General features: G+C 59.1%; 12 protein-coding genes. 10 read left to right on the top strand and 2 right to left on the bottom strand.

Annotated features, from left to right (window positions below; all coding sequences use genetic code 11):
• Positions 1–2 precede the first annotated feature (2 nt).
• The 10 genes from ONV78_RS03910 (at position 3) to ONV78_RS03865 (ending at position 9,079) form a co-directional block, all read left to right on the top strand.
• Positions 3–1,502 carry an AMP-binding protein gene (locus tag ONV78_RS03910; RefSeq protein ID WP_279501279.1) on the top strand — a complete coding sequence of 500 codons (1,500 nt, stop codon included), beginning with the start codon at positions 3–5 and terminating at the stop codon, positions 1,500–1,502.
• Positions 1,499–2,191: an iron-containing redox enzyme family protein gene (locus ONV78_RS03905; RefSeq protein ID WP_216736112.1), complete on the top strand. Its 693-nt coding sequence runs from the start codon at positions 1,499–1,501 to the stop codon at positions 2,189–2,191. Before ONV78_RS03910 ends, ONV78_RS03905 begins: the two co-directional genes overlap by 4 nt.
• Complete coding sequence (locus tag ONV78_RS03900; RefSeq protein WP_279501275.1) at positions 2,181–2,981, top strand: SDR family oxidoreductase; 801 nt, start codon at positions 2,181–2,183, stop codon at positions 2,979–2,981. The genes ONV78_RS03905 and ONV78_RS03900 overlap by 11 nt, the downstream gene beginning before the upstream one ends.
• 49 nt (positions 2,982–3,030) lie before the next feature.
• Complete coding sequence (locus tag ONV78_RS03895) at positions 3,031–3,675, top strand: hypothetical protein (RefSeq protein ID WP_279501273.1); 645 nt, start codon at positions 3,031–3,033, stop codon at positions 3,673–3,675.
• 22 nt (positions 3,676–3,697) lie between these two features.
• Positions 3,698–4,357 carry a response regulator gene (locus tag ONV78_RS03890; RefSeq protein WP_127974035.1) on the top strand — a complete coding sequence of 220 codons (660 nt, stop codon included), beginning with the start codon at positions 3,698–3,700 and terminating at the stop codon, positions 4,355–4,357.
• Entirely contained in the window at positions 4,357–5,745 is a 1,389-nt protein-coding gene (locus tag ONV78_RS03885; protein ID WP_279501271.1) for an ATP-binding protein, read from the top strand. Before ONV78_RS03890 ends, ONV78_RS03885 begins: the two co-directional genes overlap by 1 nt.
• Positions 5,746–5,863: 118 nt before the next feature.
• Complete coding sequence (locus ONV78_RS03880; protein ID WP_279501269.1) at positions 5,864–6,796, top strand: MBL fold metallo-hydrolase; 933 nt, start codon at positions 5,864–5,866, stop codon at positions 6,794–6,796.
• A gap of 38 nt (positions 6,797–6,834) precedes the next feature.
• Positions 6,835–7,671 (top strand): LysR family transcriptional regulator, encoded by an 837-nt coding sequence (locus ONV78_RS03875; RefSeq protein WP_279501267.1) that lies wholly within the window; start codon positions 6,835–6,837, stop codon positions 7,669–7,671.
• A 92-nt stretch (positions 7,672–7,763) separates the two neighbouring features.
• Complete coding sequence (locus tag ONV78_RS03870; RefSeq protein WP_210408475.1) at positions 7,764–8,417, top strand: sigma-70 family RNA polymerase sigma factor; 654 nt, start codon at positions 7,764–7,766, stop codon at positions 8,415–8,417.
• Positions 8,414–9,079: a ChrR family anti-sigma-E factor gene (locus tag ONV78_RS03865; protein ID WP_216736105.1), complete on the top strand. Its 666-nt coding sequence runs from the start codon at positions 8,414–8,416 to the stop codon at positions 9,077–9,079. The genes ONV78_RS03870 and ONV78_RS03865 overlap by 4 nt, the downstream gene beginning before the upstream one ends.
• A 25-nt stretch (positions 9,080–9,104) precedes the next feature.
• Here ONV78_RS03865 and ONV78_RS03860 read toward each other — a convergent pair whose 3' ends face one another.
• Positions 9,105–10,649, bottom strand: coding sequence for an amidase (locus tag ONV78_RS03860; protein ID WP_279501264.1), 1,545 nt, complete (start codon positions 10,647–10,649; stop codon positions 9,105–9,107).
• Positions 10,646–12,148, bottom strand: a complete 1,503-nt coding sequence (locus ONV78_RS03855) for an AMP-binding protein (RefSeq protein ID WP_279501263.1) — start codon at positions 12,146–12,148, stop codon at positions 10,646–10,648. The genes ONV78_RS03860 and ONV78_RS03855 overlap by 4 nt, the downstream gene beginning before the upstream one ends.
• Positions 12,149–12,480 lie beyond the last annotated feature (332 nt).

Here is a 12,480-nt window from a genome sequence, read left to right as displayed (position 1 = left end):
GCATGACTGCAAACGCCTTAATACAACGCCTGCGCGAACACGCGCAGACCACGCCCACCCAAGTCGCGCTGGAGAATGAAAAAGGGGCGCTGACTTATGAGACGCTATGGCGCACGGTAGAAAATCTGTCCCGCAAACTGCAGGATCTGGGCGTTCGCCGCCTGGCGCTGGAGGCGGACAATGGGCCTGCCTGGATCTGCGCCGATCTGGCATGTTTACACGCTGGCGTCACATTGATACCCGTGCCTCTGTTTTTCTCCGCAACCCAGCGGGAACACTTGCTCAACGACGCCGCCATTGAAACGGTGATCGTGCAGGCCGCGCAGTCGCCAACCGCGGATGCGGTAGTCCTGGATGCGGACCTGGGCCTGTACGCGGTAGCGACCCAGGCTACATCGCCTGCTCAAGAGACCGCCGAAGATATCATCAAAGTCACTTACACCTCCGGCTCCACTGGTCAGCCCAAAGGCGCCCGTTTGAGCGCCGCCGCATTGGAGTCCGTGATGCTGAGTCTGGCGGAAGCCGTTGAAATCGATGACCCCATCGGCCACTTGTGTACGCTGCCGTTGGCCACCTTGCTGGAAAACATCGCGGGAGTATATGTCGCGCTATATAAAGGCGGCAGGGTTATCGCCCCCGGGCTCGCCAGTCTGGGACTAAGCGGCTCCAGCGGACTGGATCTGACGCAGTGGGCGCAGACACTGCAACGCTGGGATCCGCAAACGCTGATTCTCACGCCGGAGTTGCTGAAGGCGATGTTGTTTCTCATTGCGGGCGACCAACTGCGTTTGGAAAAACTGCAATTCGTCGCAGTAGGAGGCGCCAAAGTATCGCCCGTCCTGCACGCTCAGGCGACGCAACTGGGCGTCCCTGTGTACGAGGGCTACGGTTTGTCCGAATGCGCGTCCGTGGTCAGCCTCAACCGTCCGTCGGCGTCACGTCCCGGCAGCGTAGGCAAACCCTTGTCTCACGTTAGTCTGTCCTTCGCCGATGACGGAGAAATCATTGTCGCCGGCGCCGCCTATTGCGGCTACCTGGGAGAGCCTCTCCAGACCTCGGAAGCGGTGCACACAGGGGATATCGGCAGACTGGACGAAGATGGCTTCCTTTATCTCGAAGGCAGAAAGAAAAACCTGATCGTCACCGCATTTGGCCGCAATCTGTCGCCGGAATGGGTGGAAAGCGAGCTATTATCCGCACCCTGCATCGCCCAGGCCGCGTTATTCGGCGATGGCGAGCCTTTCAATGTCGCCGTGGTGACGCCCGCCAGACCTGACATCGGCCATGACCTGTTGATGCAGGCGGTGGCGCAGGTTAATCAGCGCCTGCCGGATTACGCCCAGGTGCGCAGCATCATTATCAGCGACGCTCCCTTCAGCGCCGCCAACGGTCAACTTACCGCCAACGGCCGGGTGCGCAGATGCGTCATCGCCGCCCGGCACAAGGACCGTCTCAACGACTTATTTCAATCTTCCCAGCCTTTCACCAGGAGCATGCCATGAGCTTTTACCAACGTCTGCAGGCGGAAACCCAACAGGAACGCAACCGACTGCTGTCCAGCCCGATTATCCAGGATGCGCTGCGCGGCGAAATTACACTGAGTCAGTATGTCGCGTTCCTGACTCAGGCCTACCACCACGTCAAACACACTGTGCCTCTGTTGATGAGTTGCGGCGGGCGTCTGCCGGAGCACTATGAATGGCTGCGGGAAGCGGTGGCGGAATACATTGAGGAAGAATGCGGCCATCAAGAGTGGATTCTGAACGACATCGCCGTTTGCGGCGGCGACAAGGAAGAGGTGCGACGCAGTCGTCCGCATCTGACCACGGAACTGATGGTGGCGTACGCTTATGACACCGTCATGCGGGTCAACCCACTGGGCTTTTTCGGCATGGTGCACGTGCTGGAAGGCACCAGCGTCACAACCGCCACACAGGCTGGCGAAATCATTCAGAAAACGCTGGGACTGCCTAATCAGGCGTTCAGCTACCTGTTCTCCCACGGCAGTCTGGATCAGGACCATATCTGCTTTTTCGAAGACCTGATGAACAAAATCGAGCGCCATGAAGACCAGCAGGCCATCATCCACGCCAGCAAGGTCTTCTACGAACTGTACGGCGCTGTCTTCCGCGCCCTGCCTCGCAACCATGAGAGCGAGGCGCTTAATCAGGAGAGTCACCATGCAGCTTAAAGATAAAACCATTCTGCTCACCGGCGCCACCGGCGGCATTGGCGAAGCTCTGGCGTTGCGGCTCGCCAAACAGGGCGCGGCGCTTGTCATCACAGGTAGAAACGCCGACAAACTGCAAAAGCTGCAGGCGCGCATTCTGGCCAACGGCGGACGCTGCCGCAGCATCGTGGCGGATATCAGCCTGGAGGCTGGGATCTCCATAGTCACTCAAGAGGCGGCGCGGGAGCCCAAGGTGAATATGCTCATCAACAACGCCGGCGTCAGCGATTTCAGTGAGTTTGAAGACCAAAGCCCGGAACGCATCCGCACTCTGATGGAAGCCAACGTCACCGGCCCCATGCTGCTGACCCAACGTCTGCTGCCGCTGTTGCGCATTCAGCAGGGCACCATCGTCAATATCGGCTCTACGTTCGGCTCTATCGGCTATCCCGGTTTCGCCGCCTATTGCGCCAGCAAGTTCGCCATGCGCGGTTTCAGTGAGGCTTTACAGCGGGAGCTGGCGGACTCGCCAATGCAGGTGCTGTACGTCGCGCCCCGCGCCACCCGCACCGCCATCAACAGCTCCGCCGTCGAATCCATGAATGCGGAGCTGGGCAACCACATGGACGAGCCGGACTGGGTGGCGGAGCAAATCTGCGCCGCCATCATTCGACGCTCTCCACGGGTGTACCTGGGCTGGCCGGAAAAGCTGTTTGTGCGTCTCAACGCCTTATGTCCGGCCCTTGTGGCGGCTTCCATCAGCAAGCAGCTGCCCATTATTCGCAAATATCTGGCGCGTCAGAACGCCTGAACCATTGGCTCACAACGTCATAGCGTCCGAACAATAGAGGAGAATTTTTATGTCATACACACTTTTCGCCCGCGCACTGATCGTAGCCGGAGCCATGTCCCTGGGAGCCGCCTCCGCGCATGCGGAAGAGGTCGCGGGTTACGTCAAAGACCTTTATCACGGCTGGGCGCACGTTCGTTATGAAGTCGACGCCAAAGAACAGGAAAAAGGTTATCAGAACCTGAAAGGTCAGGCGGATCAGGCGGTGGACGCACATCCTGAAGATCCTAATGTGTGGATCTGGAAAGGCGTCATCACCAGCACCTATGCCGGCGCCAAGGGCGGCCTCAAGGCCCTGTCCCTGGTGAAAGAGGCCCGGGACTGCTTCGAAAAGGCCATGACCCTCAACGCCAACGCCTTTGGCGGCTCCGCATACACCAGTCTCGGCGCGCTGTATTACCAGGTGCCAGGCTGGCCGCTCAGCTTCGGCGACGACAAGGAAGCCGGCAAACTGTTGCGCAAAGGCCTGGAAATCAACCCGGATGGTATTGACGCCAACTTCTTCTACGGAGACTATCTGCGAGAGCAAGGCGATCTTAAACAAGCTAAGCTATACCTTGAAAAGGCATTGCAGGCGACGCCGCGCCCTGATCGCCAAGTCGCCGACGCCGGACGTCGCGGCGAAATTCAGGCGCTGCTGAAAAAAATGAAATAAACACGGAGCATGATGTAGCGCAATGCGCATTTTATTGGTGGAGGATGACGAGTTACTGGCCGACGGCATCCAAACCAGTTTGACCCAACAGGCCAATACGGTGGACTGGGTGGCCTCTGGCGAGGCCGCTCTTCACGCTCTGAAGCTGGAGCAATTCAATCTCGTCATCCTGGACCTGGGATTGCCTGATATCGACGGACTCACTGTCTTGAAGCGCCTGCGTGATCGCGGCGACGAGATACCGGTTCTGATTCTCAGCGCCCGTGACCAGGTGCAGGATCGCGTCAAAGGTCTCGACGCCGGGGCCGACGATTATCTGCTAAAGCCTTTTGATGTGAGCGAACTCAAAGCCCGGTTGCGCGCGCTGAGCCGACGCGGCTCCGGTAACGCGCATCCGGAAATACAGATCGCCAATATCCGCATTCTGCCCTCTTCCTATCAAGTGTATAAAAACAACGAGGAAGTGCGCCTGTCGCGCAGGGAATATGCGCTCCTGTACGAGCTAGCCTCCCATCGCGGCAGGGTGCTGTCCAAAGATCAGTTGGAAGAGCTTGTCTACGGCTGGTCCGACGATGTGTCCAGCAACACCATGGAAGTCCATATTCACAACCTGCGCAAAAAGCTCAACGCCGACCTGATTAAAACCGTTCGCGGCATGGGTTACATGATCGAGAAGGAATAATGCGCTCCATCAAACGTTTTCTGCTGATTTCACTGATCGCCATTATCTGTCTGGGCGGTCTGTTCACCGCTCTGGCCAATTACCACGACTCCCAGGAGCAGGTGGAAGAGCTGTTCGACGCCGAGCTGGCGCAAATGGCCCGCATGCTGCAAAGCCTGCTGGCCAGCCAGATGAAGCGGACCAACCTGGATCACCTGCAAGACGCCCTGGTGTATGAAGACTACGCCATCGACGAGAGGGAAGAAGCGGGATTGAGCGATGGCGAGGAATACACGCCCCTGGGTCATAAATACGAGAAAAAGCTGGCCTTTCAGGTCTGGAGCGAGAGCGGCAAGCTGTTGATTCAGACCAAATCCGCGTCGCAGGGTTTCACCCGGCATCAGGCGGGTTTCAACTCCGACCAGGTCGATGGCGAGCCCTGGCGCACCTTTACCTTGTTCGATGAGAATCTGCGTATCTGGATTCAGGTAGCGCAGCAGGAAGACGTGCGCAGCGAGCTGACGGAGGAAATCGCCGAGCATGTGATTTGGCCGTCGCTGCTGCTGATTCCCATCATTCTGCTAGGCGTCAGCTGGGCGGTCACGCGGGCTTTGAAGCCTCTTTCCACCATATCCAAGGAGCTGAAGCAGCGGGACTACGCCAACCTGCAAGTACTGGATGACGCCAATTATCCCTCGGAACTCGCCATCCTGGTGGACGCCATCAACGACCTGTTCCAGCGTCTGCAGGCCACATCGGACCGCGAACGCCAGTTCACCGCCGACGCCGCCCATGAATTACGCACTCCTCTCGCCGGAGTGAAAGTGCATTTGCAGAACGCCCAGGAAATGGCGCAATCCGAGCCGGTTTCCGACTGCCTGCGCAAAGCCCTGCGCGGACTGGATCGTCTGATTCACATGGTGGAGCAGTTGTTGCAGCTCAGCCGTCTCGATCATGAGCGCGCGCTCAGCGACGCTCAGCCGGTGCAGATAGACATGCTGTGTCAGGATATCCTGCGGGAATCACAGCCCTTGATAGAAGAGAAGAATATCCGCGCAGAGTTCAATGCGGACGCCTGTGCGCCGATTCAGGGCAATCCCGCCGCCCTCAGCATCCTGCTGCGTAATCTGGTGGACAACGCCTTGCGTTATTCGCCCAAAGACTCGCAGATCACACTGCAAGTGAAGGATAAAACGCTGGTGATTGAAGATCAGGGTCCCGGCATTCCCCCGGAGCAGCGTCAGCAGGCGATGGAGCGATTTCACCGCGGCAAGCAGCAGAATGAGATCGGCAGCGGACTGGGCCTCTCCATCTGCCAGCGCATTGCGGATCTGCACAGGGCGCGCATTTCTTTGGATGATCGGCAGGACCAGCAGCCCGGGCTGCGCGTACAGGTATCGTTCCCTTGATCTTGATCACTCACGCCTTATCCATATAGTTTTTATTGCTTTTGCATAAAAACACTATATTTTAACTATAAAAACGTCTGTCTTATTCTGCTGGGACACCCACCCACAGGAATAAGACATGACGTTCTGGAGTCTTCACTCACGCACAGTTTTCATCAGCCGCCTGCAGGCAGTTGCGGCGGCCATGGTATTACAGCTCCTGGTAGCGCCATCCGGGCGCGCCGAGGAAATCAGTTTTTCTTACATTGAAACCGGGGCCTCCAGCGGCGCCCAGGAAGCCATGGTGGTGGCCAGCGGCAGCTGGTTCACCCGACGCAAGCTATCCCATGGCGCGGTGCTGATCCACCATCCAGACGGCGACTTGCTTTACGACACCGGACTGGGACGTCAGGTGGACGCTCAGTTCGAGGTGAATCCCTGGTGGGCGCGCTCGTTGTTCGCTTACGAGAAAGGCGTCCCTGTCGCCGACCAGTTGGCGGCGAACGCTTATGACGCCCATAACCTGAAGGCGATCGTACTGTCCCATCTGCACTGGGATCACGCCAGCGGCGTGGTGGATTTCCCCGGGGTTCCCATCTGGGTGCAACAAAAGGAGTACGATGCAGCCTTACAAGGCAAGCCGCCGGCCTTTCTGCATTCACAACTGGAGGGGCCGAATACCGACTTGCGTTTCCTGACGCTGGAGGACACTGAGTTCAAAGGTTTCAAGCGCAGTCTTGATGTCTACGCCGACGGGTCTGTCGTCTTGGTGGAGATTCCCGGACACACCCGCGGTCAGTTAGGGCTGTATTTGACTCTGAACGCGCAGACCCGGTATTTCTTTATCGGCGACGCCACCTGGACCCTGAAAGGGGTCCAGGATACCAGCCCACGCCCCGGATTCGTGCGCTGGCTGGCCAGCCTCAATGATGACGACAGCCTGACAGAGCGCATGGTGGCGCAGCTACACGCCCTGCAGGAGCAGGAACCGGATCTGACCATTGTGCCGGCGCATGATGAGTTGATCGCCGCCAGCCTGCCCCATTACCCTGAGTTCTCTTCGCAACAGTAAAGAGATCAAAGGCTTAACTTTCTAACAACGGAGCCAGTATGGATTTGAGAGCCTTGCGTTATTACGTCGCCGCGGTGGAGACCGGCAGCATCACGGCGGCGGCGGAACAGTGTCATGTGGCGCAACCGTCCATTTCCCTGGCGGTCAGTAAGCTGGAAAGCGAATTAGATACGCTGTTGCTGGAACGGGGCAAAAAGGGCGTGCGCACCACCCGCGCTGGTCGTGAACTGCATCATATGGCCCGCCGCTTATTGGCGCAAAGCGACGCCCTGGTGAAGCATTTCCAGCAAAGCGCCCCGTTGCCGCCGCTGCGTATTGGCCTGGATCTGGTGGTCAGCCTGGAGCGCGTCAAAGCGCTGCTGGCCCGCTTGACGCCACTGCAATCCCGGATGCAGTTGGAGCTGCTGCGCGGCGAGGAAAATACCGATATTCGCATCGTCAGCCGCGACCGCTGCCCGGAAAACTACCAATTCACCCCCCTCTGGCGGGATGAGTACTGCCTGTTGCTGCCCGCGGATCATCCCTTGTCCCTGCGAGGCCAGCTTGGCGTCAGCGACCTGAACGGCATTGGATTGGTGGAGCGCTCCTTCTGCGATCTGTCCGGACAATGGCGCGCCTTCGCGGAGCGGCATCAGCTGGATTTCACCATCACCGCCCGCACCGACAATGAAGAGTGGGCCCTGGCGCTAGTCGCCGCCGGCGTCGGCGCCAGCCTGGCTCCACAGGGCATCGACGCCAGCGCGCCCGACGGGATCATCGCCATCCCTCTGTCGCAGATTGAGGGATTCCCGGACATCAAACGGGAGCTGGGACTCGCCTGGTCTCCTCTGCTGCGTACGGAAATAAAGGAAGCGCTGCTTCCTTTGTTCGACTGAATTTAACTATCACTCGACTGACCTGATCCAAAACATCACTGGCAGCGTATTTAGAACATTATTTGCCCGGTTTATTTTGGAGCTGCTACGCTATGCAGGTAAGTAACAACGTCATAGTGCTACCGATTAATCGAAAGATGGACCCTAACCAACAGGACCCTGACGCAGGCGAGGACTCCGCCTCCTCTAGAGATGTCCTGGCGCCCTTAATAGAAGCGGTAGCCGCACAGCGGGACCGGGATGCGTTCCGTCAACTGTTCCAGGCGTTCGCCCCCAAAGTAAAGGCATACGCCATCAAACAGGGTATGCTGGAGCACGCAGAGGAGCTGGTGCAGGAAGTCATGGTCAACGTGTGGCGGCGCGCCGCCCAGTTCGACCGCGAGAAGGCGGCGGCTTCAACATGGCTGTTCGCCATCGCCCGTAATGCGCGCATCGACCTGCTGCGTAAACTGGGACGCTCCAGCCAGGAAACCCAGGTGGAAACAGACTATCTCTGGAGCCTGCCGGGGTCAGATGAACCTACCGGCGCGTTTCAGCAGGCCGTCATCGTACGCAATATTCGCCAATCGCTGGGAGATCTGCCGCAAGAACAACGAGACGTCATCGCCAAAGTCTATCTGGAAGACAAGTCTCATCAGCGGGTGGCGGAAGAACTCAGCCTGCCGCTGGGCACCGTGAAAAGCAGGGTCCGTCTGGCTCTGCAGAAACTGAAGGTGATTTTGCAGGAACGGGAAAAAGCAGTATGAGCCAACATCACCCCAGTGATGACATTCTGATGGAATACGCCGCGGGCTGCGCCTCAACGCATCTGGCCCTGTGCGTCGCCGTTCATCTGCAGTACTGCCCCCGCTGCCGCGCCGACATTCAGCGCTTCAACGCGCTGGGCGGAGAAATGCTGCAACAACTCCCCCAGGAAGACCTAAGCGAAGCGTTATTCGAACGCATCATGCTGCGTATCGATCTGGAGGAAAGCGCGCCAGCGACGCCGCAAAAACCCGTCGAAGACCTGCTGCAGCGCTGGCTGCCTGACGGCTTGAACGCCGTGAGCTGGCGCAAACAGTGGTTCAAAGTGTACGAGTACGTGCTGGAAGTCTCGCGTAAAGGCCGGCAGCGTCTCAGTCTGCAAAAGATCTCCGCCGGCGGCCGCGCGCCTCTGCACGGGCACTATGGCCAGGAGGTGACCGTCGTGCTGCAGGGAGGCTTTTCCGACGAATTGGGCGTGTATGAAGAAGGCGATTTCGTCATTCGCAGCGGGGATCAACGTCACCGCCCTCGCGCCCTGGAAAACGAGGACTGCATCTGCCTCGCTTATCTGGACGCGCCGGTGTGTCTGGCTGGCCCCATCGGTCGCTGGATCGAACGCTTTAGACGGTTGTTCATGCCGGATCTGAACGCGCCCGCCAGCTAACCAACACTGTCACGGCGGCGAGGCGTCACCCCTCCGCCGCCATCCGACCTCCCCAGTCATAACCCGGCGTTCTACGCCACGCCAAATGCGCGGCTGAAGTCATATCGGGAGGCTCCGCCAGCGGCGGTCGTCGCTGAAACCAGGGCAAGGCCCGCTCCATCTGCGCCGCCAGACTGAACAGAAGACGCTCCTGACCAATGCCCGCGGCAAACTGCACGCCAATGGGTAAATCATCCTGATTCCACCAAACCGGCAACATCATGGCGGGTTGGCCGCCCATATTGAACAAAGGAGAGAACGGGGTCAGAGAAAAACTCCTGGCGCGAATATTCTGCGCCAACAGATTCAACAGCGGCGTCATCGGAAAACTGCGCGCCAGCTCCAGCAACAGCTTCTCCTGTTGGGTATGGGCCAGCTCGCCAAGGCGCATCGGCGGCCCGGCCATCGCCGGGGTGAGCAATACGTCAAACTGCTGGAACAAGGCTTCCAGCCTGCGTCCCGCCTGATTCATAACCTGGGTCGCCCAGGCGAATTCCGCGGCGGTCTTGCTCAGCCCCAGGTTGAATAGAAGATGCGTCGCCAACTCCAGGTCGCCTCGACGCGGCCGACCGCTGGGGCTGACCTGCCGCACCATTTGCGCAGTTTCTCCCGCCACGATAGTCAAATAGGCCTGCGTCAGCTCTTCTTCATCCAGACTGAGCGTATGCTGGATCACCTCATGGCCCATGTCCTCGCAGACCATGGCGGCGCGATCCAGCGCCAGCAGGCTGTCATTATTCAGCGTGGCGCTGAAGAAAGGCTTTTCGCAAATGGCGATGCGCAAGGGACGACGCGCTCCCGTCAGCGCCCGGCGATAGCATTGCTCGGTATTCTCCAGTCCTGCGCTCACACTTAACAGCATGGCGCTGTCACGCACGCTGCGGGAGATCACATGATCCACCGCCATGCCCTGCAACCGCCGCCCCCACGTGAGGCCTTCCGGTTCCCGTCCTCTGGAGGGTTTGAAGCCAAACAGACCGCAGGACACCGCCGGCGCACGCAGAGAGCCGCCAATATCCACCGCATGCGCAACCGGAGTCATGCCCACCGCCACCGCCGCTGCGGCGCCGCCGCTGGAGCCCCCCGGCGACCGGCTCAAATCCCAGGGATTACGGGAAGCGCCAAAGAGTTGCGGCTCGGTCGTCACCGCCAGTCCCAACTCCGCTGTATTGGTCTTGCCGGCGATCACCAACCCTGCGCGTCGATACCGCTGCACCAGTTCACAGTCATGAAATACCGGGCGCGAGCAAAACAAACGTGAGCCGGCGGACGTCGGCGTCTTGCGCACTTCCGCATTCAGGTCCTGCAGCAAAAACGGCGCGCCATATAGAGGCTGTTGCGGGTGCAACTGGTCAAGTTGCGCTCTGGCCTGATCATAAAGTTTGTTGATCACCGCGTTCACCAACGGATTGCGGGACTCAATGCGAGCGATCGCCGCCTCCAGCAATTCGTCGGGGCTCAACTCTCCAGAGCGCGCCAGCTCCGCCAGCCCAATGGCGTCATACTTTTCATATTCGGGAAACGGGATCAAGACAGCGCCTCCCCTGCCTTGCTGTCCTCCTTCGGCGAGGCCATGCGTTTGGTGGCTTCGAGCAACTCATACACCGCGTCAATATCTTCTTGATAAGTTTGCTGGATGGCCTCGCGATTTTTACGTCCCGACGAATGCAGCAATCCATTGGCTACATTGAACGCCTGGGTTGCGCCAACCACCGCCTTGATCTGCGCGAACTCCGGCAAACGACGGTTTACCCTTTCCACAATGGCGGTCAGCTCGTCCGCGTCTTCCGCTACGACCACCGCCACCAGATTAGACTTTCCCGCGCCGAATACCGCCGCCTGCCGGATCTGTGGGTCTCCGGTCAGCTCCGCTTCGATCCAGTCCGGGGAGATTCTGCGTCCCTCAGCGGTCACCAGCACATCTTTTTTGCGCCCGCGTATAAATAAAAATCCTTCGTTGTCCATATATCCCAGGTCTCCGCTGTTCCATTGTGCATTGGGGCGACGCGGCTCGCCGCCCAGGTAACCGAGGCTCAGCGCCCCGCCCACCATGACTTCTCCCTCTTCACTGATACGCACTCGCGCGTGCGGTAAAGGTTTTCCCACAGAGCCTGGCTTATACGCCTTGGGCGTACTCAAACACACCATTGAGCCAGCTTCGTTCAAGCAGTACCCCGCATATACCGGCGCGCCCTGACGCCGCGCCGCATTGATCAGACGCCTGGAGGCGGGAGCGCCTATTAGGGTCACATGGCGCATGGTCTCCAGAGTCAGAGAACGGGACTGCATATAACTGAGCAGGGGTTTTAATAGTTCCGGGGTGATCAGCAGGGTGGAGGCGCGATAATCCACCAGGCTGCGATAGAGTTCCGCCGGATTGAAGACGGCGGCGCCAAATCCACACTGTTCGGCGGGAAGCATGATCGTCGCCGCGCCCGCCGCCAGGGCGGCGCCGGTTCCGGCCACCCGCTCCGCCAACGAGGTCAGCGGCAACAGGCAAAAATGGCGATCTTGCGCGGTAAGCTTGGCGCTGGCGCACACCGACGCGGTCACGGCGTCCAGCGTCTGACGGTTCAGGCATACGCCACGCAGCACGTTCTCGTCATTCACATGAAAAGCGATCCGGTCCACGTCCGCCATGGGATCGCTGTATAAACCGGTCAAAGCCAGCTGATGGCCACCGACCTGCAATAGACGGCTTTCCGGCCATAACTTGCGTAAACGCACACTGGCGGAGTCAAAGCAGATAACCGCTTCGAGACCCGCCTGGCGGATAGCATGACGCAACTGCTCATCGCTGAGCGTCGGGGGAAGCGGCGCGCACAGAGCGCCCGCGCGGATGGCGGCCAGATCGGCGACAATCCAGGCGACGTCATTGTCGCCCAGGATGCCCACACGACGAATCGAGTAGCTTTTCAAACGGATGACAAGCGCATCCGCCTCCTGACGGAGTTTCGCGAAACTCATACGTTCGCGAGCGGTGATCAGCGCATCGCCCTGGATGGTTTCCAAATACTGCAGAGTGCTCATAAGAGGCGATCCTCCACAGTTGCGCCATACCCAGCGCTTGCGCGCGCTGAGTCGAATGACGGCGATAACCGTAAGAGAGCGCTGGCGACAGCTCTTTCAGCGTCCATAACATCTTCCTTTACTTACGTTTTCCCTGGAATATGGTCCCGGACGCGGTCATGACCATAGATGCGCGGCAACAATCTGTTGCGCGCCGTCCTGCCGGCATGAAGAGCGGCCCTGATCATGGACGGCGGGCCGGAGTGCGCAGCAGAACTTAGCAGCCGGCCCAGTAGGTCAGTATCCGCGATTATTACGGTTATCAGGGAAGATGCTTATACTTTCCCCGACAT

The sequence above is a fragment of the Hahella sp. CR1 genome, assembly GCF_029813005.1.
In the GTDB taxonomy this organism is placed as follows: domain Bacteria; phylum Pseudomonadota; class Gammaproteobacteria; order Pseudomonadales; family Oleiphilaceae; genus Hahella.
The sequence above is the reverse complement of the archived record's forward strand: the minus strand, read 5'-3'. Positions and strand labels throughout refer to the sequence as shown.